Source organism: Pseudomonas sp. FSL W5-0203, assembly GCF_001896155.1.
Taxonomy (GTDB): Bacteria; Pseudomonadota; Gammaproteobacteria; order Pseudomonadales; family Pseudomonadaceae; genus Aquipseudomonas; species Aquipseudomonas paracarnis.
In genome coordinates, this window is record NZ_MPOR01000001.1 from 108,403 (window position 1) to 129,735 (window position 21,333).

The following is a 21,333-nucleotide window of genomic DNA, read 5'->3' on the forward strand; positions in this document are numbered from 1 at the left end:
GTCAGCTATTGGCAACATTTGCACGACCTAAATCCACGGTTTAACGCCATGAACATCGCGCCTGGGCCAGTGCTTGGGTACACTTCCACGCTAATTTGATCGGTATCAGGAACACTTACATGATCGCTTGCCTGCGGCTGCTCTCCGCCCTCTGCCTCGCTGCCTTGCTGGCCGCTTGCGCCAGTTCGCCCTCCTCCAGTCTTGGCGAACTGCCACGCACGCCCGATGCCAGTATCGAGCAACTGCTCGAACAGGCGACGAACGCCAAGACGCCAGAAAAAGCCGCGTTGCTGCGCCTGAGCGCGGCGGACCTGGCCTACCAGCAGAACAATCCCGGCCGCTCCTCGCAGATCCTTGCGCAAGTGCCCCTGGATGCCCTGAAGCCAGCCGCGCAAGTATTTGCCAGCACCCTGGCCGCAGAACTGGCCATGGGGCGCAACCAGCCCAAGGCGGCCTTGGCAGCGCTGAACCACCCTAGCCTGCAAAACCTGAAGGAACTGCCGACCGACCAGCAGATCCGCACCGGTACCGTACATGCACGCGCCTATGAAGCCGACGGCCAGACCCTCGCCGCCGCTCGCGAGCGGGTGGCCATGGCGCCCCTGCTGACGGCTGAAGCTGCCAGCAGCAACCACGAGGCTATCTGGGTATTGATTGCCGCGCTGCCAGCCGAACAGCTGCAAGCTACCGGCAACCCGACGCTCGATGGCTGGATCACTCTGGCCCAGGCGGTCAAGGGCGCCGGTACGCTGGAGCAACAACAAGCCGCCATCGACACCTGGCGCGCTCAGAACCCAGGGCACCCGGCGGCAGTGCAACTGCCAGCACCGCTGACCAAGCTCAAGGAACTGGCCAGCCAGCCCCTGAACAAGATTGCCCTGCTGCTGCCGCAGGAAGGTCCGCTGGCTGCTGTGGGCAAAGCGCTGCGCGAAGGCTTCATGGCGGCGCACTACCAGGCTGAGCAAGCCGGGCAGAAGCCGCCGGTCATTGAGTTCTATGACAGCTCGCGCCTGGCCTCCCTCGACGAGTTCTATGCCAAGGCCCAGGCCGCCGGTGTGCAACTGGTGGTCGGCCCGCTGGAAAAACCGCTGGTCAAGCAACTCAGCGCGCGCCCGCAGTTACCGATCACCACCCTGGCCCTGAACTACAGCGAGACCGATCAGGGCCCGGCGCAGTTGTTCCAATTCGGCCTGGCCGCTGAAGACGAAGCCCGCGAAGTGTCGCGCCGTGCCCGTGCCGATGGCCTGCATCGCGCCGCCGCCATGGTGCCCCGTGGCGAATGGGGTGAGCGTGTCTACAAGGCGTTCCGCCAGGATTGGGAAGCCAATGGCGGCACCGTCATGGGCGTTGAATATGTCGACCAACCTGTGGCCCTGGCCCAGCAGATCGCCGATCTGTTCCAACTGCGCAAGAGCGAAGGCCGCGCCAAGAGCCTGCAAAGCACAGTCGGTACCGACGTCGCCGCCCAGCCTTCGCGTCGCCAGGACATCGAGTTCATCTTCCTGGCCGTCACGCCGCAACTGGCCCAGCAGATCAAGCCGACCCTGAACTTCCAGTACGCCGGGGATGTGCCGGTATACGCAACCTCCCACGTGTACAGCGCCAGCGGTGATCGTAACCAGTACCTGGACATGACCAACGTGATGTTCTGCGAAACCCCTTGGCTGCTTAATACCACCGACCCACTGCGCAACCAGGTCGCCGCGCAATGGCCGCAAGCCAATGGCAGCCTGGGCCGCCTCTACGCGATGGGCGTCGATGCCTACCGCCTGGCGCCACGCCTGGGCCAGCTCAAGGCACTGCCGGACACCCGTGTCGACGGCCTCTCGGGCAACCTGGGCATCAGCGCCAACCAGCGCGTTGATCGCCAGATGCCGTGGGCGAAGTTCGTCGGCGGCGACATTCAGCGCCTGCCCGATACCCCACGCTGATGCCCGAGCGGTCCAGCGCACACAGCGGCAAGGATGCCGAACTGCATGCACTCAACTACCTGCAACAACAGGGTCTGCGCCTTCTGGCGCAGAACTGGTTATGTAAACGCGGCGAGCTTGATCTGGTCATGCTTGACGGCGATACAGTAGTATTCGTCGAAGTCCGCTACAGAAAACACGCACAATGGGGTGGCGCGCTCGCCAGTATCGACGGGCGCAAGCGTCAAAAGCTGATACTCGCTGCGCAGTTTTTTCTGCAAAAAGAGCATCGCTGGGCTGACTGCCCCTGCCGTTTCGATGTGGTTGCCATGGAAAGCACCCCGTCAGGCACAGCTGATCTGACCTGGCTCAAAAATGCCTTTGACAGCTGATTCGCCGGGCACCTTCACCACTCATTTTTGCTCTTTGCTTTGCGGGCTGCACATTACCTGTGCCAAACAGCCGCGCTACTTAAGGTCACACAGATGGACATGCAATCCCGAATTCGCCAGCTTTTCCAGGCCAGCATCGACACCAAGCAACAGGCGATGGACGTACTTGCACCGCACATCGAGCAAGCCAGCCAGGTGATGGTCAATGCCTTGCTCAACGAAGGCAAAATGCTTTCGTGCGGCAATGGCGGTTCGGCTGGCGATGCCCAGCATTTTTCCTCCGAGCTGCTCAACCGTTTCGAACGTGAGCGCCCGAGCCTGCCGGCTATTGCCTTGACCACCGACTCATCGACGATCACTTCGATTGCCAACGACTACAGCTACAACGAAATCTTCTCCAAGCAGATCCGCGCCCTCGGCCAGCCGGGCGATGTATTGCTGGCGATTTCCACCAGCGGCAACTCGGCCAATATTATTCAAGCGATCCAGGCCGCACATGATCGCGAAATGATTGTCGTAGCCTTGACCGGTCGCGACGGCGGCGGCATGGCTTCGCTGCTGCTGCCGGAGGACGTGGAGATTCGCGTCCCGGCCAATGTCACTGCACGTATCCAAGAAGTTCATCTGCTGGCGATCCACTGCCTGTGCGATCTGATCGACAGCCAACTGTTCGGGAGTGAAGAATGACCGTTAATCGCCTCAGTCTTTTGGCCATCACGCTGTGCGTCGCCATCAGCGGCTGCAGCTCCGCTATCACCGCTACACGCGACACCCCTATCCAGGATGACCGGGGCACACGTACCTTCGGCAGCACCATCGATGATTCGCTGATCGAAACCAAGGTCAAGGTCAACGTCGCCAAGGCGGCTACCGACCTGGGCAATGGGGCCTCGCGCATCGTGGTGACCAGCTTCAACGGTGTGGTCCTGCTGGCAGGCCAAACCCCGCGCGCCGACCTCAAGGCCCAGGCCGAGCAAGCCGCCGCCGGCGTGCAACGCGTCAAGAAGGTCCACAACGAACTGCAGGTCATGGACCCGATCACTCTGCTGGCCATCAGCAACGATGCGCTGCTGACCACCAAGATCAAGGCCCAGATGCTGACCGACAGTGCAGTGCCAGGCTCGCGGATCAAGATCGTCACCGATAACGGCATCGTCTACATGATGGGCCTGCTGACCCAGGCAGAAGCCACCCGCGCCGCCAATCTGGTGCAGGGCGTGTCGGGCGTACAGAAGATCGTGAAGGTGTTCGAATACATCGACTGATGTAGATCGAAGGTGCCTGATCGTTCCCACGCTCTGCGTGGGAACGCACCCCGTGACGCTCCGCGTCACCGCACACGCTTCAGCTTTTGCGCCAAGAGTAGGACGCGGAGCGTCCGAAGGAGCGGGCATTCCCACGCAGAGCGTGGGAACGATCAAAACACGCAGCCACTAAAAAGGGCGCCGTGCATTGACTGCACGGCGCCCTTTTTAGTGCCCAGGGGTTTACTGGTATTGCTGGTACGGGTTGCCCTGGAACTGGTTGTTCTGCTGTGGCGCCTGCTGCTGGCCAGGCTGGCCGTATTGCTGGCCAGGGATCGGGCCGAGGTTGACCTCGACACGACGGTTCTGGGCACGGCCATTCACGTCGGCGTTGCTGGCAATCGGGTTATCCGGGCCGGCCCCGCGTGCGCTCAGGTTGGCACCGTTGACACCTTGGGAGGTCAGGTAGTTGGCCACGCTCTGCGCACGGCGCTGGGACAGGTCCATGTTCAGTTGACGGCTACCGGTGCTGTCGGTGTAGCCAACGATCTGGATGGTGTTCTGGTTGAACTGCTTGAGGGAGTTGGCCAGGTTGTTCAGCGGCTGATAGAAGCTGCTGGAGATCGCGTCCGAGTTGGTGGCGAAGGTAATGTTACCCGGCATGATCAGCTTGATCTGGTCGCCCTGGCGCTGCACCTCAACCCCGGTATTGGCCATGCTTTCGCGCAGTTTTTTCTCCTGCTGGTCGGCGTAGTAGCCGTAGCCCGCCGCACCGGCACCCGCAACGACTGCGCCAATCAGCGCGCCCTTGCCACGGTTGTTATGGTCGATGGCTGCACCGGCCAATGCGCCAGCCAGCGCACCGAGGCCGCCGTACTTGGCGGTTTTGCTCATGCCGCTTTCGGAACCATTGCTGGCCTGTCCCTGGCTGCCGTCATAAGGGTTAGGTGAAGCGCAGCCAGACAACAGGGCTACGGCGGTAGCGACAACAAGCAGACGACGCGGAGTGAACATGAAGGAAGCTCCTACTTTTGCATTCTGTGATGCAGAGGACATTGGCAATGGACCTGTGCCGAGTTTGGAACGCGACAAACGGCAAAAATTCCGTGCAGGGGTGCGTAAAGCATAGCTGTCTTTGGCTCGGGCCTGTGCCTGTGTGTCTGTACCGGCTTGTATCAGAGCCGACAACCCATCACGCACGCACGAAAGGATTCTCCCGCATCTCATCGCCCAGCAACGTATCCGGCCCATGCCCAGTGACCACCGTCGCGCCTTCGTCCAGCGTATACAGGCGCTGCTTGATCGACCGCACAATCGTCGCCTGGTCGCCGCCCCATAAATCCGTACGCCCTACCCCGCGACGAAACAAGGTATCGCCGGCGATCAACAGCTTGGCGTCGGCAAACCAGAAACTCATCGAGCCCGGTGTATGCCCTGGGGTGTGCAAGGCCACGCCGCAGCCGCAGGCCAGTTCTTCGTCATGCTCCAGCCAGCGATCCGGAGACGGCACCGGGACGTAGGGCACGCGAAACATTTGGCATTGCATTTCCAGGTTGTCCCACAGAAATTGATCATCCTTATGCAGGTGCAACGTAGCACCGGTCTTTTCCTTCAATTGGCCGGAAGCCAGGAAATGATCAAGGTGAGCATGGGTGTGGATAATGCTCACCACCTTCAGGCCCAGCGCATCAAGGCGCGCCAGAATCAACTCGTGATTGCCGCCGGGGTCGACGACGATGGCTTTTTTTGTGACCGGGTCACCAATGATGGTGCAGTTGCACTGCAACGGGCCGACGGGAAAGGTTTCGCGAATCAACGGTTGTTTTTCAATAGTCATGGGTGTCCTGCAAGCTCTCTGGCGCGTTCCAAGTGCAGTATGGTGTAGCTTGCCCCTGCTCTGGAAGGAGTCGATTGCGCGGTCTATCCGCTGCTAAGCTACACACGCGCCATTGAAATCCCCCGCTGCAGTCAGTCGCATTTGGAGCAACACCCATGGCGAATCAACAGATCATCTGCGAGCACTGCGACTGCGTGTACGAGAAAGTCACGCTCGCCAAACATCAAAAAGCCCTATGCGTACGTTGCTCGGGCGTGCTGCAGCGCTATAACGGCCTGTCGGTGCAACAACGTCTGGCCCTGACGGTGACTGCCGCAGTGCTGTGGACCTTTGCCAACTTTTACCCGGTGATGAGCATCAGCCTGCAAGGCTTGAAAAACAGCGCCACCCTCTGGGACTCAGTGGTTGCACTGAGCCTGGGGCCAATCACGTTCATTGCACTGGTGGCAGCGATCTCCATCATTATCGCCCCGGTGTTTCAGCTAGCGTTGCTGATCTGGGTGCTGAGTTTCGCCTTGGCCGGCCGGCGCTCGCCAGCGTTCAAGCTGTGCATGCGCTGGCTCGAAGCGCTCAGGCCTTGGAGCATGCTGGAGGTGTGCCTGCTGGGCGCGATGGTCGCGGTGTTCAAGCTGGCCGGCATGCTGGATGTGATCCCTGGCACCGGCCTGTTTGCCTTGGCCGCCCTGAGCCTGTTGCTGATCCGCATTGCCGGGCGCGATGTGCGTGACCTGTGGGACACCGTATGAATTCACCGCCCACCGCTCGCGAGCTGAACCTGTGCCTGTGCCACACCTGCGGCCAGCCCTGCGACATGCGCCTTGAACCCACCGAGTGCGAGCGCTGTGGCGCCGCGCTGCATCGGCGCAAGGTGCAGTCCCTGACCCGAACCTGGGCCTACATGCTCACCGCCCTCGCCTTTTATGTCCCGGCCAATTTATTGCCAGTGATGAACACCACCATGCTCGGCTCGGGCGCAGACAGCACCATCATGAGTGGCGTGCTGGAGTTCTGGCAGCATGGCGCCTGGGACATTGCGCTGATCATTTTCATCGCCAGCATTGCCGTGCCGGGCATCAAGTTCCTGTCGCTGGGGCTGCTGCTGGTCACCGTGCAGCGCAATAGCCAGTGGGCGCGCAAGGAGCGTTCGAAGCTGTTTCGGTTTATCGAACTGATCGGCTACTGGTCGATGCTCGATGTCATCGTGGTCGCCCTGGTGGCCGCGCTGGTGAAGTTTCAAGCCCTGGGCACGATCGAACCGCGCCTGGGTATTCTGTTTTTTGGCCTGGTGGTCGTGTTTACGATGCTCGCGGCCATGAGCTTTGATCCCCGGCTAATCTGGGAAAACCCACCTAACGAGGAGACCTCGGATGAGCTCATCCAAGGCTGATACCCCTGCGGGGCAACCCGTGATCAAGACGCGTCGTTTCAGCGTTTCGCTGGTCTGGATCGTGCCGATTGTCGCCGTGCTGGTGGGGATCTCGCTGGTGATCCACAGCGTCATGCAACAAGGGCCGACCATCGTCCTCAACTTCAAGACCGGCAGCGGGCTGGTTGCCAACAAAACCGAGGTCAAATACCGCAACGTGGTGATCGGCCAGGTAACCGCCGTGGCCCTGAGCGATGACCAGAAAAGCGTCAACGCCACCGTCGAACTGGTCAAACAGGCCGAAAGCTTCACCCGCGAAGATTCGAAATTCTGGGTGGTGCGCCCACGCATCGGCGCAGGCGGCGTGTCGGGCATCGACACGTTGTTGTCCGGCGACTATATCGGCGCGGACATCGGTCAATCCGAGACCCGCGCCAAGCACTTCACCGGCTTGGAAAACCCGCCGCCCATCACCTACGGCGAGCCGGGCAAGCGCTTCACCCTGCACACCCAGGCCCTGGGTTCCCTGGACATCGGCTCCCCCGTCTATTACCGCAAGATCCCGGTGGGCCAGGTGGTGGCCTATGAGCTGGACAACGAGGGCAAGGGCGTGAATGTCGAAATCTTCGTGCATGCGCCCAATGATGTGTACATCACCGAGAACACGCGGTTCTGGAATGCCAGCGGCGTCGACTTGAGCGTCGGTGCCAATGGCTTTGCGCTGAAAACCGAATCCTTGTCATCCATGTTGATGGGGGGGATTGCCTTCCAGGCGCCGCCCTACAACCCCAATGACAAACCGGCCGAAGAAAGTCGCAGCTTTGAATTGTTCGAAGACCAGCAAAGCGCCCTCGCCCCGCCCAACGGCAAGGGGCAATACATGGTCCTGCGCTTCGATCAGGCCCTGCGCGGGCTGAAAGTCGACGCACCGGTGGAGTTCCTCGGCGTCGAGTTCGGCAGGGTTGTATCGATCAACCTGGATTTCGATGCGAAGAAACGCACCTTCCCGGTCAATGTCGGCATCGTGATCTACCCGCAACTGCTCGGCGAGGCCCACACCAAGCTGCTCAAGGCCATGAACAATAACCCTGACGATGAGGCAGCCGGCGTACGCCTGATCGGGACCTTCATCGAAAACGGCCTGCGCGCCCAGGCTCGCAGCGGTAACTTGCTGACCGGCCAGCTCTACATCGCCCTGGACTTCTACCCCAAGGCGGAAAAAGTCGCGTTCGACCCGAACCAGCGCCCCGTGGGCATCCCCACCATCCCGGGCAACCTGGAACAGCTGCAAGAGAAGTTCGAAGGCATCGTCAACAAGATCAGCCAACTGCCTGTCGAGCGTATTGCCGGCAACCTCGACGCCAGCCTGGTCGAACTGCGCAAGGGCCTGGCGCAATTCAACGCCAAGACGCTGCCGGGTGTGCAAACGACCTTGGCCGACGTGAGCAAGACCCTGCAATCGGCCAGTTCAACCCTGGCCGAAGACTCGCCGCAGCGTGAACAACTGACCCAGACCCTCGACGAGTTGGGGCGCATGTCGCGTTCCCTGCGCGAGCTTTCGGATTATCTGGGCCGGCATCCGGAGTCGCTGATTCGCGGCCGCCCCGATAACGCCGCACCGACGGACCTGCAAGGGCCACCCCGCAAATGACCATTGGAGCCGCCATGACATTGCCGTTGAAGATCACGTTACTGAGCGCCCTGCTGCTGCTCGGTGCCTGTCGCAGTGAACCCATCGCTTTTCATACCCTGACCCCGGCGCACTTGAGCCCGAGTACGCGAGCAGAGGCCGGCGGTGTGCGCATTGAGAGCATCAGCGTGCCGCCTCAGGTCGACCGCGCGCAGATAGTGATCCGCCAGGGCGACAGCGGCCTGGCGATTCTTGAAACCCAGTGGTGGGCCGCCACCCTCGCCGATGAACTGAGGAGCGCCTTGGTCGATCAATTGGCCAACAGCAATGCCCGGCAAGCCGTGGCTTTGCGCGTAGACGTGCAGCGGTTTGACTCGGTACCGGGGCAGTACGCATTGCTCGATGTGCGCTGGCGCCTGAGGCAAGTCAATGGCGATCGCCCGGCCTTGACCTGCCGCACCACCTTGCAATCACCTGCCGGGCCGAGCATCGACGAGTTGGTGGTGGCGCATCAGAACAACCTCAAGCGTTTCGCGGCGCTGATCAATCAGACCGTCGACACCTCACTCAAAGGCTGCCCGACCACGCCATAAACCCAGGGCTCAGGCCAACAAGCCCATGGCCTTGGCCCGCGCTACTGCCTGGGTACGACGCTCCACGCCGAGCTTGCTGTTGATGTGGCTGGCGTGGGTCTTCACCGTGTGCAGAGAGATGAACAACTGGTTGCTGATTTCCTGGTTTGAACAGCCTTGGGCAATCAGTTGCAGCACCGCCAGCTCTCGGGTGCTGAGGGTTTCCTGTTGAGGTGCGGCTTCAACTGCGCTGACTTGGGGCAGCAACGCCAGCAAGCTCTGATTGAGCAGCCCATGGGAATCCTTGCCCAACTGCTCGCGCATCCACTGCGGGTAACCCTCCAACAACCGTTGAAACGGCTGCAACGCACCACCTGAACCGGCTTCCAGGGCACGGGCGAACACCGGCCTGGCCTTGGCTTCCTGGCCATTATCCAGAAGTAACTGCACCTGCTGGACCAGCGCCATCAGGGCAATCATCTGGCGCCCACTGTCATGAGCCTGCTGGGCCAGCGCTTCTAGGCGTTGCAGCGCGCTGTCGGGCTGATGGCGCGTGGCATCGAGCGCGGCTTGTTGCAGCTCGATATGTTGCGGCAAGTGCGGATGAAACTCGGGGGCGGCCGCAGCGTGCTCGCCGTTGTAGGTCTGCCCCAGGCGGGCCAGCCAGGCGTCGGCCAGGTCAGTGCGCCCCTGGGCCAGCCACAACTCGCATTTGATCAGGGTGATCATCGCCAGGTAATAGATCGGCGGCACATCCCAGATGTGCATCAAGCGCTCGGCCTCGGCCAGTTCGGCAAAAGCATGGGCAAACTCCCCACGCCGCCCTTCGAAGCTGGCGATGACGCAGTGCCCGATCAGCACGCTGATATCGCGGCAGGCACGGGCCTCGGCCAGGCCGGCGCGCAAACGCGCCAGGCCGGCTTCGGGCTGGTAACGCACCAGCAGCAGGTACCCCTCGTACAGCGACAGGCGTGCGCGCACGGCATACAGGCGCTGGGGCGCCAGCCCATGCAGGCGCTCAAGGCCCTGGCGGGCTTCATCCAGGGAACGCAGGATCTCCCCCCGCGCCTGCAGCACCCGCGCCCGGTCGTAATGGGCCAAGGCTTCAAACAAGGGGTTACCGACGCGCTGCGCCAGCTCCAACGATTCGCGGTTCAGACCACGAGCGCGCCACAGGTCGGCATCGACGATCGCCAGGTTGGACAGGGTCGAGAGGCACATCAGGCGCTGGCCGTAACGCTTTGGCGGCAAGCTTTCCAACGCTTCGTTGCAATAGCGCTGGGTCAGCTCACGGTCTCCGCGCCCACGGGCAATAATCCCGCTCAGCGCCAACCATTGGGCCAACATGGATTTTTGCGCGGTGGCCGATGGCGCCGGCAGGAAGCGGCTGAGGTAGCTGGACAGCTCCTGCGCTGCATCCAATTGGCATGCGAGCCCCAGCGCCCAGCTGTACAGCACGATCAAACGCGGCGTGCTGATCAGCAGGCTGTCGGGCAAGTCCATCTTCCAGCGCAGCAGCATGCCGATGTTCTGCTCTGCCAGCAGTTGCTCTTCGGACAGGTTCTGCACCAGATTCGCCGCCACATCCAGATGCCCGGCCCGCAGCGCCTGCTCCACCGCCTCGTCGATCAAGCCCTGGGTGTTAAACCAGCGACAGGCGCGCAAGTGCAGGCTGGCCGGCGGCAAGGTGGCGCTTTTCTCGCGGCGGGTACGCAGCAGGTCGGAGAACAAATGGTGATAACGGTACCAGTGCCCTTGCTCATCCAACGGCACCAGGAACACTTGATGAGCCTGCAAATAGCGCAGGATTTCTGCGCTGTCATGGGCCTCGCGGACGGCGTCGCATAATTCGCTGCAAAAACGCTCCTGAGGTGCGGTGTCATACAGGAACGCTTGCACTTCTGCGGGCAGGCAGTCGATGACTTCTTCGAGCAGGTAATCGCGAATCAGCCCTTCGCCACCGTGCAGGCTTTGCGGCAAGGCGCCCTCACTGCCGGCTTCGGAGGCCGCCAACAACCAGAAGCGCAGGCCGGCGACCCAGCCCTCGCTACGACGGATCAGGTTTTCCAACGCCTCACCGCGCAATGCATTGCCGTGTCCATCCAGCACCGCCAGGGATTCGTCATGGGTCAGGCGCAGGTCTTGCTCATGCAGTTCCAACAGGTGTCGCGACAGACGCAGGCGTGCCAGGTGCCAGTCCGGACGCTGCCGGCTGGTGACCAGCACCACCAGGCCATCAGGCAAATGATTGAGAAAAAACTGCAGGCAGCGATCCAGCACCGGGCCCTGGGCCAGGTGATAGTCATCCAGCACCAGCAATAACGGCGAACGTGCAGACAGGTGCACGGCCAGTTCGTCGAGCAGGCCATCGAGCCATTCTTCGAAGGCAAAGGGTTGGTGACGCTGGCGCATTTTCAGCAACCCCAGGGATTGGGCGCCGAGTTGCGGAAAATACTGTTGCAAGCCGTCGAGCAGCCGCTCCAGGAAACGGCCGGGGTCATTGTCACGAGGGCTCAGGCCCAACCACAGGCTTTGCCACTGGGCTGGCAAGCCCTGGCAGAACTCCACCGCCAACGAACTCTTGCCGAACCCCGCGGGCGCGCTGACCAGCAACAGTCGCCCATCAAGGCCCGCATTCAGCCGTTCGCACAGGCGCGGGCGCAGCACGTAGCCGTCAGGCAACGGGGGCCGGTAGAAGCGGCCTTCCAGCGGCGGCATCACCACACTGGCAGGCCCATGGGTTCGGGACAGATCAGTCATCGCCGGGCTCTTGTAGAAGGCTGTTGTCGGCATTGCAGATGTCCGCAGACTAGCGGTAAAAGCGGCGGGATTGTAGATCTTTGCAACAAATGGCTGAAAAAGAACTGCGACAAGAAATATCCCTTCCAGCCGCCAAGCAAGAAGCAGGAGCGAGCTTGCTCGCGAAGCACAAAAAAAAACGCGCCCATCCAGGAATGATCGTTCCCACGCTCTGCGTGGGAATGCAGACTTCGACGCTGCGCGTCGACTTTTGAGGCGTGACGCAGAGCGTCACAGGAAGCACTCCCACGCAGAGCGTGGGAGCGATCATTCAGAGAGCATCAGCAGAGGTTAGCGAACACCGTCCTGGCGCAGGGCCGCTGGGGTGAAGTCGCTGGTGCTGGCGGTGAAGCCGAAGTCATAGGCCTGCTTCTCTTCGTTCTTCATGCCCAGGGCCAGGTAGCGGCCGGACTGCAGGTCGTAGAGGGTTTCCAGGGCGTACCACGGCACTTGCTTGTCGTAGTAGTTCTCGCCATGGGCCTCGGCGACGCGCCACAGTTGGCCACGACCGTCGTAGTGGTCGATCACCGCTGCCTGCCAGGTGTCTTCGTCGATGTAGAAGTCACGCTTGGCGTAGATGTGGCGCTGGCCTTCCTTCAAGGTGGCGACCACGTGCCAGACACGGCGCAGCTCGTAGCGAGCCAGGTCCTGGTTGATGTGGCCAGCCTTGATGATATCGGCGTACTTGAGCTTGGGATCGTCGATCTTGTAGCTGTTGGAGGCAATGTAGATTTCTTTCTTGCCTTCCAGCTTCCAGTCGTAGCGGTCCGGCGCACCGTTGTACATGTCGAGGTTGTCGGAGGTGCGCAGGCCGTCGGCGGCAGTACCCGGCCCGTCATAGGACACTTGCGGCGCCCGACGCACACGGCGCTGCCCGGCGTTGTAGACCCAGGCCGAACGCGGTTCTTTGACCTGGTCCAGGGTTTCGTGCACCAGCAGCACACCACCGGCCAGGCGCGCTGGCGCAGTCACTTGCTGCTTGAAGTAGAACAGCACGTTGCCTGGGTTTTTCGGATCGAAGTCCTTCATCTTGTCGCGGAACACGAACTGGTCGCGGAAGTACACCAGGCTGTAGGAACCGTTGGTTTGCGGGGTGGCCTGGGTAACCAGGCGGGTCACGCTGCCACCGCGATAACGGGTGATGTGGTTCCAGATCACTTCAACGCCGCTCTTGGGAATCGGGAACGGGACGGCGGTTTCAAAGTTTTCCAGACCGTTGCCGCCGGACACCAGGTTGGTGGTGGTGGCGTTTTTCTTGATCGAGGCAAACACCTCGGCCGGCACGGTGGCGCCGCGATGGGTCGGGTACACCGGCATCTTGAAGCTGTCCGGGTAACGCTTGAACATCGCGTATTGCCCGGGGGCCAGCTTGTCTTTGTACTGCTCGACGTTCTGCGCGGTGATGGTGAACTGCGGTTGCTCGCTGGCATACGGGTTGGCGAGGAAACCACGGGCGTCGACCGCACCGGCATTGGTCGGCAATGGCGACCATTTTGGAATGGTGCCGGCCGCGTTACCGGCCATCTCGGCGCCCATCGGGGTCAGGGTCGTGCCGAGCTTGGCGGCTTCATCTGCCGAGACTGCCGCCATGACGTTACTCGCCAGGATCGACAGCCCAAGCACACCCACGTGCAACAGACTTTTTGTTATTTTCATGCTCTGGTCTTCCTGAATACATGCCACTTGAAAAGAGTGTGCTTAGAAGTTGGCGCCGAAGCTCAAGGCGACAAAGTCGCGGTCATCCACAGTGCTGAACTTGCCACCAAAGAAGTTGGTGTACGCCAGGCTCGCGGTATAGGTGTTCTGGTATTCGGCATCCAGGCCCAGGCTGACCGCCTTGCGACCTTCTTCAAAGTTGCCGCCAGGGCCTGGCGAGTAACCTTTGACGTCATGGGACCAGGCCACGTTGGGTTTGAGGTTCACGCCCGCGAACACGTCCGGGTATTCCCAGATGGCACGGGCGCGGTAGCCCCAGGACGTTGCGGTGGTGTAGCCGTCGTTGTTGCAGTTGGTGTTCAGGCCAGCAGCGTTGGGCAAGCCGGCGCCGTTGGCGGTGGAGTTGTTGAGGGCGTTGCAGAACCCACCTGGCAGCGTGCCTGGGCCGAACACCGGGTCGCGGCCGTAACGAGCCTGGGATTTGCTTTCCAGGCCACCCACGTGGGTCACGCCGATTTCACCGACGGTGGTGAGGCGGCTGGCGCCCATCACCTGATCGAAGAAGTGCGTGAAGGTGGTCTGGAACTGGGTGACCTCCTTGCGGTTGTAGCCGTGCAGGTCCTGGCCCGGCGTGCCCTTGAGCACGGACGCATTGCCAAAGCCGGGGATCGGCGTGACACCGGCGAACAGAATGTCAGTGGTGCTCAACTGCACCGGCGCATTCGGACGGTAGCTCAACTCACCGCTCCAGGCGGTGCCGGTAGGCAAGGTGGTGGAGAAACTCAGGCCGTAGAGGCGAATATCTTCCGGGTACTCGACGAAGTAGTTCGAGCTACCCGCCACGATCAACGGTCGCAAGGCCCCCAGTGGCCCCAGCGGACGCGTGTAGGCCGCCGATGGCGCGCCCTGCGCGCTGAAGATCGGCGCACGGCTGTGGTAGTTCATGAAGTAGGCGCCGAATTCGGTATCCAGCGGTTCGAAGTTGTAGCGCATGGCCACGCCAAACTGGCCGCTGTCGCGGGCATCACGGTCCGGCCCACGGCGCACCAGCACGCCTTCGCTGTTCACGTCCACCCCCAAGGCACCCAGGGTCGGCAGGGCGGCGGCAGGAATGGTCGAACGCTTGTTCAGTACCCGCAGGTTATTGCTGCAACCATCGGAGATCACGTCCGGCTGCGAGAAGAACGTGCCGCAGTTATCGGTCACGGTCTGGTCCCACTCCAGCTGGTAAAACGCCTCGGCCGACAGGTTGTCGGTGAGCGACTGGGACACGTAGAACATGTTCACCGGGATCAAGCCTTCCTTGATCTCGGCCCCCGGACGGCGAAACGCCGACACGTCGATCGGGTTGATGGAGTTGATGCCGCCGCCGATGAAGGTACTTTCCCCCCAGCTCACCACCTGCTTACCAAAACGCACGGAACCCGGCGCATCGGCAATCGAGTAGTTGTGGTAGACGAACGCATCGAGAATCTGCCCGCCCGAAGACTTGGCGCCTTCCTTGCGGTTGTTGTCGCTGATGTCCTTGAACGGACGGCTTTCGTCCTTGAGTTCAAAGTCGTACCAGTACTTGCCCCGCACAAACACACCGGTGTCGCCGTACTTCAGTTCCAGGTCGTGGATGCCCTTGAAGATCTTCGAGAACGTCTCGCCGCGCTTGAAGTTCAAGTGCCCGTCATCGGAGGTCTGGGACAGGCCCTTGCCGCCGTTGTTGGCACCGATCAGGTCACGATTGGGTTTGGCCGTGGACCAGCTCGCCCCCACGGAAAGCGACGAGTCAAAGCTCCCTTCGATTTCACCAATGTTGAAACTGACGCCGAATGCCGGCCCGGCGAGCGTAGAAGCGAGGCTGACGGCCAGGGGCAGTCTTGCCCGGCGCCAGAACTGGTTTACTGAGGTCATCGACGCTACTCCATGTGCATATTTTATTGTTATGGCAGTGAGCCCTTTCTTCAGATGTAACGGCCGGGATACAACGATTCCAATGCCGCATCGCCACCGAGCCTCCATGGCTCGAAGCGCAACATCCGCGAAAAACTCTGAAAGGGACTATAGCCAGAGGGGGGTAGTGCTTGATCCCTCTAAAGTGTGATTTGCATCACCAACCTGTCTGCCACAACCCTTTCGCCACGCCGACGAAGGTCGACGCGGGAAGGATGGCTGAAATTCGGCAAATCACAAGTAAAGGCTTGATATAGAGCATTGCCGCGCCCGAACGGGCGCGGCGAGAGGGTTTAGAGCGTGGACAGGAACGTGCTGTTGTTGGCCTGCCATTCGATGATGTCGACACGGATACGTTTCTTGTCGAGTTTGCCGACACTGGTCTTGGGAATTTCAGTAACAACGGCGATCTGGCTCGGGATCGCCCACTTGCTCAAATGGCCCAGCTCGACAAAAGGCTTGAGGTGTTCCTTGAGCTCTCGCGCATCGATCACATGCCCTTCACGCACCACCAACAAGGCGAAGGGCCGCTCGCCCCATTGCGGGTCGGCAATGCCCACCACCGCCACTTCCCGTACCGCCGGGTGGCGGCTGACCAGATCTTCGAGTGCCAGGGAAGAGATCCATTCGCCGCCGGTCTTGATCACATCCTTGATGCGGTCGCGGATATCAATCACACCGAAGGCATCCAGCGTGGCCACATCACCGGTGTGCAGCCAGCCACCGGCCCATAGCTCGGCGCCCTTGTGCGGCTCGTTGTAGTAACCCTCGGTCAGCCACGGCGCGCGCAGCACCAGTTCGCCCTGGGTTTCGCCATCGGCGGGTAGGAAACGACCGTCGGTGTCCATGATTGCCGCCTCGACCAACGGGCCCGGCACACCGGCCTTGATGCGGTAGGTGGTGCGCTCATCTTCGCTGCCGGCCATCAGCTCATCATTGAGGTGAGCGCAGGACACCAGCGGCCCGGTCTCGGACATGCCATACGCAGCGGTCAGCTGAATGCCACGAGCCTTGGCAGCTTCATACAGCGAACGGTTGAGGGCGCTGCCGCCGATGACGATTTTCCAGCCGCCGAAATCCACGTTCTGCGCAGCCTTGGCGTTGAGCACCATTTGCAGAATGGTCGGCACACAGTGGGAGAACGTCACCTTCTCCTTGCGCCACAGTTCCACCAGGTATTCGGGGTCGTAGCGGCCGGGGTACACCTGTTTGAGCCCGAGCATGGTCGCCACATACGGCAAGCCCCAGGCGTGTACGTGGAACATCGGCGTGATCGGCATATACACATCGTTGGTGCCCAGCAGGCGCACACTGTCGACGCTGCCCATGATGGTCGCCACGCCAATGGTGTGCAGCACCAGTTGCCGGTGGGTGAAGTACACGCCCTTGGGGTTACCGGTGGTGCCGGTGGTGTAGAAGGTGGTGGCGACCGAGTTTTCGTCGAAATCCTCGAAGTCATAGATGGGGCTGGCCGCGGCCAGCAGGGTTTCATACTCACCCACCAGGTTGGGTAGCTCGGCGGTGAGGGTGTCACCATCGGTAATCAACAAGGTCTTGTCGACGGTGGTGAGCTGCCCGGCAATGGCCTGGTAGAGCCCCACGAACTCACTGTTGACCAGCACAAAGCGGTCTTCGGCGTGGTTCATGGTGTACAGAATCTGTTCTGGCGACAGGCGCACGTTGATGGTGTGAATCACCGCGCCGATCATCGGGATGGCGAACATGCACTCCAGGTAACGGTGGCTGTCCCAGTCCATCACCGCCACAGTATCACCAGCCTTGACCCCGGCTTCGGTCAGCACATTGGCCAGGCGCGCAACGCGCTCGATCAGCGTCGGGTAGCTGTAGCGCAGCTTGTCGCGGTAGATAATTTCCCGGGTCTTCTCGTAGCGAGTCCCGGACATCAACAGGCGCTTGATCAACAGCGGGTACTGGTACGCACCTTCGGCGGGCGGGATAACACGGGTCTGCAACATAAGAATCCCTTTAATGACTGCACGGTCTTGGCTTGAAGACCTGCACTGTAGAGCGCTTATGTTTCAGCCAAATCAGCCAAAGGAATGATTTGCAGGGACCAGCAAATGCTAGCGTTACGCCATTACCGAGGACCTAATGAGACCCAATGTGGGAGCGGGCTTGCTCGCGAATGCGGAGTGTCAGCCAGTATATCTTTGACTGAACCACCGCATTCGCGAGCAAGCCCGCTCCCACATTTGGACTGTGCTGACTTGAGAAAAGTGATTATTTCATGCTGGTAAAGGCCAGCTTCACCCCGATGGCAATCAACACCGCGCCCATGGTCCGATCAAACCAATGACCCATCTTTGCAAACCCGGCGCGCACGCGCTGCTGGCTGAACAACATGGCCACCAGGCAAAACCACAGGGCCGTGGCCACCGCCAGGTACACACCGTAACCAGCCTGTACCGCCAGCGGTGTGTGGGGGTTGATCACCACGGTGAACAGCGACAGGAAGAACAGCGTGGCCTTGGGGTTCAAGCCATTGGTCACAAAGCCTGCGGTAAACGCGCCGCGTGGAGTGCGCTCGCCCGCTTCACGGTGCAGCTCGCCCTCGGCCGCAGGCTTGGCCGGCTGAGCGCGCAGGGCCTTGAAGCCGATGTACAGCAGGTACGCGGCTGCGGCCCACTTCAACGCATTGAACAGCACAATAGACTGGGACACGATCAAGCCGATACCCAGCAACGAGTAACCCACATGCAGGAAAATCGCCGAACCGACGCCCAAGGCCGTCCAGGTTCCGGCACGGCGGCCGTGGGTCACGCTTTCACGCACCACCACGGCGAAATCCGGGCCGGGGCTCGCCACTGCCAACAAGTGAATCAAGGCTACGGTCAAAAACTCGGCGACGTACATGCTCACTCCATTAAGTAACTGATTATTTCATCTGATAGGCTCGGCAGATTACGCCTTCGAACCTCGTCGCAAAAGGTACAGTTGATCATGAACAATCGCCGCGCCGTCTTCCTCGACCACCCTTCCCTGGACTTGGGCGACCTCGACCTCAGCGGTTTGCATGACTGCTTCAGCCAGCTTCAGTTGTTTGAACAGACCACGCCAGAAAATGTGCTGGAGCGCTTGCAGGGCGCCCAAGTCGCCATCAGCAATAAAATCCCGCTCACGGCGCAAACCCTGGCCGCCTGCCCCGAGCTCAAACTGATCCTGGTATCGGCCACTGGCACCAACAATATCGACCTTGAAGCGGCCCGCGCCCACGGCATCACCGTGAGCAACTGCCAGGGCTATGGCACGCCGTCGGTGGCACAACATACGATCATGCTGCTGCTCAACCTCGCCACGCGCTTGAAGGACTATCAACAGGATGTGGCCGCTGGCAAATGGCAGCAGGCCAAACAGTTTTGCCTGCTGGACCATCCGATCGTCGAACTGGAAGGCAAAACCCTCGGCCTGCTCGGCCACGGTGAATTGGGCAGTGCCGTGGCACGCCTGGCTGAAGCGTTCGGCATGCGCGTGGTGCTCGGCGCGATACCTGGGCGCCCTGCCCGCGCCGACCGTGTGCCGCTGGACGAATTGCTGACCCAGGTCGATGCGCTGACCCTGCATTGCCCACTCAATGAACACACCCGCGACTTTATCGGCGCCCGTGAACTGGCGCTGCTCAAGCCCGGCGCGTTTATCGTCAACACCGCACGCGGTGGCTTGATCAATGAACAGGCCCTGGCCGACGCGCTGCGCAGTGGTCATCTTGGCGGCGCGGCGACTGACGTGTTGAGTGTCGAGCCGCCAGTCACTGGTAATCCGCTGCTGGCGGGAAACATTCCACGCTTGATCGTCACGCCCCACAACGCCTGGGGCAGTCGCGAAGCGCGGCAGCGCATCGTCGGCCAGCTCACGGAAAACGCCCAGGGCTTTTTCAACGGCGCCCCGCTGCGCGTCGTCAGTTGATAAACTGCGCCCCTTTTCAAGGAGCAGACTATGGATCCGCGCAGTGAAGTACTGCTTCGCCAGGCCGAACTTTTTCAAGGCAACCTGCTGCTCGTAGGTTTGCCTGCCGACGATTTGCTTGGGCGCCTGCCCAATGCCCACGGCTGGTGCTGGCATGCCGGTGACCAAGCGGCGCTCGATGCGCGCTTCGCAGAGCGCAGCCAGTTTGGCGTGACGGTGCCAGAGCGCGCCTTTGATGCGGCGGTGATTTTCTTGCCCAAGTCCAAAGACCTCACCGACTACCTGCTCAACGCCGTGGCCGCGCGCCTGCCTGGCGCTGAGCTGTTTCTGGTGGGCGAGAAAAAGGGGGGTATCGAAAGCGCCGCCAAACAGATGGTTCCGTTCGGCAAACCGCGCAAGCTCGATAGTGCACGGCATTGCCAGCTGTGGCAGGTCACCGTCGCCAACGCGCCGCACGCCGTGGAGCTTGAGAGCCTGGCACAGGTCTTCGACGTACCGCTGGCCGAAGGCCCGCTGAAGGTGGTGAGCTTGCCAGGGGTGTTCAGCTATGGTCGCCTGGACCGCGGCACCGAGTTGTTGCTGGAGCACTTGGACAAGCTGCCCAGCGGCAACCTGCTCGATTTCGGTTGCGGCGCCGGGGTGTTGGGGGCTGCGGTCAAACGCCGCTACCCGCATAACACCGTGACGATGCTGGATGTGGATGCCTTCGCCGCCGCCAGCAGTCGCCTGACGCTGGCAGCGAACGGCCTGGAAGCTGATGTGTTGACCGGTGACGGCATCGACGCCGCGCCCATGGGTTTGAACGCGATTTTGAGCAATCCGCCGTTCCATGTCGGCGTGCACACCGATTATTTCGCCACGGAGAATCTGCTGCGAAAAGCGGCGAAACACCTGGCAAAAGGTGGCGAACTTCGCTTGGTCGCCAATAGTTTCCTGAAGTACCAGCCACTGATCGAAGAGCATTTGGGCATCTGCGCAATCAAGGCCGAAGGCAATGGTTTTCGCATTTACCGCGCCAAGCGTCCCTGACGGAGGTTTGAAAAAGAACGCTTGCCGAATGGGTTTTGCCTAGGCAGAATCCGCAGCGTCCTAGGGGAGTAGTCTCCCACGAGCGCCATGCTCGTCCGGCATACGTCAACATACTTGGTCAGCAGACCATGGCGTATGCGACCCAGGAGTCCGCACAGACGGACCGGGGTTTGACAAGACCTATGACACGCACACCTTACCCGGGGCGGGAAGGCTGTACGTGTCATAGCCGTGTCGACCCGCCCCTGGAAACTACCTGATGCTGGATTCACTACTCGTTCCTACCGCAATCGTTGCCTTGGCCGAAATCGGCGACAAGACGCAACTGCTCGCACTCATCCTTGCTGCGCGCTTTCGCAAGCCCTGGCCGATCATCGCCGGTATCGTCGCCGCGACCCTGGCCAACCATGCGGCGGCCGGTGCCGTGGGCGCCTGGTTCGGGAGTTTCTTCTCGGATGCGGTGCTGCACTGGATCCTCGCCGCGAGCTTCTGCGCCACGGCGCTGTGGACTCTGGTGCCGGACAAACTCGATGATGACGAAGCCAGTACCACCCGTAAGTTCGGGCCCTTCCTGACCACCTTGATTGCATTCTTCCTCGCCGAAATCGGTGACAAGACCCAGATCGCCACGGTGATGCTGGCGGCGCAATACCCGGAACTTTGGCTGGTGATTATCGGTACCACCCTGGGCATGTTGATTGCCAACGTTCCGGTGGTGCTGGCGGGGAATTTTGCCGCGGAGAAGCTGCCGCTGACCTTGATTCGTCGCTTGGCGGCTACGGCGTTCTTCGTGCTGGCGATTATTGCGGTGTACAAGGCCATGCAGAGCAGCGGCTGGCTGTAAACCGATCAGGGCGGGAGGAGCGGGCTTGCCCGCGATAGCGGCGTATCAGTCACTGAATCTGTTGCTGAACGGGCGTTATCGCAGGCAAGCCAGCTCCCACAGTGGTCCAGAATCAGCGCCTGGCATAGGCCCCTGTGGGAGCGGGCTTGCCCGCGAAGGCGAGGTATCAGTCACTGAATGAGTCACTGC

The 21,333-nt window shown here is 61.2% G+C and carries 19 protein-coding genes and 1 riboswitch; of the genes, 12 read left to right on the forward strand and 7 right to left on the reverse strand.

Annotation, left to right across the window (positions count from 1 at the left end):
• The first annotated feature begins 119 nt into the window (after nucleotides 1–119).
• From BOP96_RS00510 to BOP96_RS00525, 4 genes are all read left to right on the forward strand, one after another.
• Nucleotides 120–1,931 carry a penicillin-binding protein activator gene (locus BOP96_RS00510; RefSeq protein ID WP_014716968.1) on the forward strand — a complete coding sequence of 604 codons (1,812 nt, stop codon included), beginning with the start codon at nucleotides 120–122 and terminating at the stop codon, nucleotides 1,929–1,931.
• Nucleotides 1,931–2,302 (forward strand): YraN family protein, encoded by a 372-nt coding sequence (locus BOP96_RS00515; RefSeq protein WP_014716967.1) that lies wholly within the window; start codon nucleotides 1,931–1,933, stop codon nucleotides 2,300–2,302. Before BOP96_RS00510 ends, BOP96_RS00515 begins: the two co-directional genes overlap by 1 nt.
• Before the next feature lie 93 nt (nucleotides 2,303–2,395).
• Nucleotides 2,396–2,989, forward strand: a complete 594-nt coding sequence (locus BOP96_RS00520) for a phosphoheptose isomerase (protein ID WP_007904374.1) — start codon at nucleotides 2,396–2,398, stop codon at nucleotides 2,987–2,989.
• On the forward strand, nucleotides 2,986–3,567 hold the full coding sequence (locus tag BOP96_RS00525; protein WP_003188655.1) for a BON domain-containing protein: 582 nt from the start codon (nucleotides 2,986–2,988) through the stop codon (nucleotides 3,565–3,567). The genes BOP96_RS00520 and BOP96_RS00525 overlap by 4 nt, the downstream gene beginning before the upstream one ends.
• Before the next feature lie 222 nt (nucleotides 3,568–3,789).
• Here the strand turns inward: BOP96_RS00525 and BOP96_RS00530 are convergent, their stop codons facing one another.
• A complete protein-coding gene (locus BOP96_RS00530) occupies nucleotides 3,790–4,560 on the reverse strand; it encodes an OmpA family lipoprotein (RefSeq protein WP_019816951.1) in 771 nt (256 codons plus the stop codon).
• Nucleotides 4,561–4,738: 178 nt separating this feature from the next.
• Complete coding sequence (locus BOP96_RS00535; RefSeq protein ID WP_014716965.1) at nucleotides 4,739–5,383, reverse strand: MBL fold metallo-hydrolase; 645 nt, start codon at nucleotides 5,381–5,383, stop codon at nucleotides 4,739–4,741.
• 155 nt (nucleotides 5,384–5,538) lie between these two features.
• Here BOP96_RS00535 and BOP96_RS00540 point away from each other — a divergent pair, with 155 nt between their 5' ends.
• The 4 genes from BOP96_RS00540 to BOP96_RS00555 are packed head-to-tail and all read left to right on the forward strand — an operon-like array spanning nucleotide 5,539 to nucleotide 8,972.
• A complete protein-coding gene (locus BOP96_RS00540; protein WP_034134888.1) occupies nucleotides 5,539–6,129 on the forward strand; it encodes a paraquat-inducible protein A in 591 nt (196 codons plus the stop codon).
• Nucleotides 6,126–6,770 (forward strand): paraquat-inducible protein A, encoded by a 645-nt coding sequence (locus BOP96_RS00545; protein WP_034134887.1) that lies wholly within the window; start codon nucleotides 6,126–6,128, stop codon nucleotides 6,768–6,770. Before BOP96_RS00540 ends, BOP96_RS00545 begins: the two co-directional genes overlap by 4 nt.
• The gene (locus tag BOP96_RS00550; RefSeq protein ID WP_014716962.1) at nucleotides 6,751–8,400 is read left to right on the forward strand and encodes a PqiB family protein; all 1,650 of its coding nucleotides are present in this window, start codon (nucleotides 6,751–6,753) and stop codon (nucleotides 8,398–8,400) included. Before BOP96_RS00545 ends, BOP96_RS00550 begins: the two co-directional genes overlap by 20 nt.
• Nucleotides 8,401–8,414: 14 nt before the next feature.
• Nucleotides 8,415–8,972 carry a PqiC family protein gene (locus BOP96_RS00555; RefSeq protein ID WP_019816952.1) on the forward strand — a complete coding sequence of 186 codons (558 nt, stop codon included), beginning with the start codon at nucleotides 8,415–8,417 and terminating at the stop codon, nucleotides 8,970–8,972.
• A gap of 9 nt (nucleotides 8,973–8,981) precedes the next feature.
• On the opposite strand, the gene BOP96_RS00560 is transcribed toward BOP96_RS00555, so the two are convergent.
• Nucleotides 8,982–11,711 (reverse strand): LuxR C-terminal-related transcriptional regulator, encoded by a 2,730-nt coding sequence (locus BOP96_RS00560; RefSeq protein WP_073451615.1) that lies wholly within the window; start codon nucleotides 11,709–11,711, stop codon nucleotides 8,982–8,984.
• Nucleotides 11,712–11,800: 89 nt separating this feature from the next.
• Here BOP96_RS00560 and BOP96_RS30000 point away from each other — a divergent pair, with 89 nt between their 5' ends.
• A complete protein-coding gene (locus BOP96_RS30000; RefSeq protein ID WP_153649474.1) occupies nucleotides 11,801–11,965 on the forward strand; it encodes a hypothetical protein in 165 nt (54 codons plus the stop codon).
• A 76-nt stretch (nucleotides 11,966–12,041) separates the two neighbouring features.
• Here BOP96_RS30000 and BOP96_RS00565 read toward each other — a convergent pair whose 3' ends face one another.
• The 4 genes from BOP96_RS00565 to BOP96_RS00580 all read right to left on the reverse strand — a co-directional run bounded on the left by BOP96_RS00565 (nucleotide 12,042) and on the right by BOP96_RS00580 (nucleotide 18,221).
• The gene (locus BOP96_RS00565; RefSeq protein WP_014716959.1) at nucleotides 12,042–13,406 is read right to left on the reverse strand and encodes a DUF1329 domain-containing protein; all 1,365 of its coding nucleotides are present in this window, start codon (nucleotides 13,404–13,406) and stop codon (nucleotides 12,042–12,044) included.
• Between the two features lie 42 nt (nucleotides 13,407–13,448).
• A complete protein-coding gene (locus BOP96_RS00570) occupies nucleotides 13,449–15,308 on the reverse strand; it encodes a DUF1302 domain-containing protein (RefSeq protein ID WP_003188640.1) in 1,860 nt (619 codons plus the stop codon).
• A 332-nt stretch (nucleotides 15,309–15,640) separates the two neighbouring features.
• Complete coding sequence (locus tag BOP96_RS00575; protein WP_014716958.1) at nucleotides 15,641–17,323, reverse strand: fatty acid--CoA ligase; 1,683 nt, start codon at nucleotides 17,321–17,323, stop codon at nucleotides 15,641–15,643.
• A gap of 265 nt (nucleotides 17,324–17,588) precedes the next feature.
• Nucleotides 17,589–18,221, reverse strand: a complete 633-nt coding sequence (locus BOP96_RS00580) for a LysE family translocator (RefSeq protein ID WP_014716957.1) — start codon at nucleotides 18,219–18,221, stop codon at nucleotides 17,589–17,591.
• An 84-nt stretch (nucleotides 18,222–18,305) separates the two neighbouring features.
• Here BOP96_RS00580 and BOP96_RS00585 point away from each other — a divergent pair, with 84 nt between their 5' ends.
• From BOP96_RS00585 to BOP96_RS00595, 3 genes are all read left to right on the forward strand, one after another.
• A complete protein-coding gene (locus BOP96_RS00585) occupies nucleotides 18,306–19,271 on the forward strand; it encodes a 2-hydroxyacid dehydrogenase (RefSeq protein WP_058409900.1) in 966 nt (321 codons plus the stop codon).
• A gap of 30 nt (nucleotides 19,272–19,301) precedes the next feature.
• Nucleotides 19,302–20,300 (forward strand): class I SAM-dependent methyltransferase, encoded by a 999-nt coding sequence (locus BOP96_RS00590; RefSeq protein WP_073451618.1) that lies wholly within the window; start codon nucleotides 19,302–19,304, stop codon nucleotides 20,298–20,300.
• 50 nt (nucleotides 20,301–20,350) lie between these two features.
• Nucleotides 20,351–20,472: riboswitch (yybP-ykoY riboswitch) on the forward strand.
• An 87-nt stretch (nucleotides 20,473–20,559) separates the two neighbouring features.
• Nucleotides 20,560–21,144, forward strand: coding sequence for a TMEM165/GDT1 family protein (locus BOP96_RS00595; protein ID WP_014716954.1), 585 nt, complete (start codon nucleotides 20,560–20,562; stop codon nucleotides 21,142–21,144).
• Nucleotides 21,145–21,333: the final 189 nt, after the last annotated feature.

What these genes read in the sequence shown, in the direction of transcription:
- BOP96_RS00580 (WP_014716957.1), bottom strand. Translation starts at nt 18,221, where the DNA reads ATGTACGTCGCCGAGTTTTTGACCGTAGCCTTGATTCACTTGTTGGCA.
- BOP96_RS00595 (WP_014716954.1), top strand. Translation starts at nt 20,560, where the DNA reads ATGCTGGATTCACTACTCGTTCCTACCGCAATCGTTGCCTTGGCCGAA.
- BOP96_RS00545 (WP_034134887.1), top strand. Translation starts at nt 6,126, where the DNA reads ATGAATTCACCGCCCACCGCTCGCGAGCTGAACCTGTGCCTGTGCCAC.
- BOP96_RS00525 (WP_003188655.1), top strand. Translation starts at nt 2,986, where the DNA reads ATGACCGTTAATCGCCTCAGTCTTTTGGCCATCACGCTGTGCGTCGCC.
- BOP96_RS00560 (WP_073451615.1), bottom strand. Translation starts at nt 11,711, where the DNA reads ATGACTGATCTGTCCCGAACCCATGGGCCTGCCAGTGTGGTGATGCCG.
- BOP96_RS00575 (WP_014716958.1), bottom strand. Translation starts at nt 17,323, where the DNA reads ATGTTGCAGACCCGTGTTATCCCGCCCGCCGAAGGTGCGTACCAGTAC.
- BOP96_RS00510 (WP_014716968.1), top strand. Translation starts at nt 120, where the DNA reads ATGATCGCTTGCCTGCGGCTGCTCTCCGCCCTCTGCCTCGCTGCCTTG.
- BOP96_RS00555 (WP_019816952.1), top strand. Translation starts at nt 8,415, where the DNA reads ATGACATTGCCGTTGAAGATCACGTTACTGAGCGCCCTGCTGCTGCTC.
- BOP96_RS00550 (WP_014716962.1), top strand. Translation starts at nt 6,751, where the DNA reads ATGAGCTCATCCAAGGCTGATACCCCTGCGGGGCAACCCGTGATCAAG.
- BOP96_RS00570 (WP_003188640.1), bottom strand. Translation starts at nt 15,308, where the DNA reads ATGACCTCAGTAAACCAGTTCTGGCGCCGGGCAAGACTGCCCCTGGCC.
- BOP96_RS00540 (WP_034134888.1), top strand. Translation starts at nt 5,539, where the DNA reads ATGGCGAATCAACAGATCATCTGCGAGCACTGCGACTGCGTGTACGAG.
- BOP96_RS00520 (WP_007904374.1), top strand. Translation starts at nt 2,396, where the DNA reads ATGGACATGCAATCCCGAATTCGCCAGCTTTTCCAGGCCAGCATCGAC.
- BOP96_RS00530 (WP_019816951.1), bottom strand. Translation starts at nt 4,560, where the DNA reads ATGTTCACTCCGCGTCGTCTGCTTGTTGTCGCTACCGCCGTAGCCCTG.
- BOP96_RS00535 (WP_014716965.1), bottom strand. Translation starts at nt 5,383, where the DNA reads ATGACTATTGAAAAACAACCGTTGATTCGCGAAACCTTTCCCGTCGGC.
- BOP96_RS30000 (WP_153649474.1), top strand. Translation starts at nt 11,801, where the DNA reads ATGGCTGAAAAAGAACTGCGACAAGAAATATCCCTTCCAGCCGCCAAG.
- BOP96_RS00565 (WP_014716959.1), bottom strand. Translation starts at nt 13,406, where the DNA reads ATGAAAATAACAAAAAGTCTGTTGCACGTGGGTGTGCTTGGGCTGTCG.
- BOP96_RS00590 (WP_073451618.1), top strand. Translation starts at nt 19,302, where the DNA reads ATGGATCCGCGCAGTGAAGTACTGCTTCGCCAGGCCGAACTTTTTCAA.
- BOP96_RS00515 (WP_014716967.1), top strand. Translation starts at nt 1,931, where the DNA reads ATGCCCGAGCGGTCCAGCGCACACAGCGGCAAGGATGCCGAACTGCAT.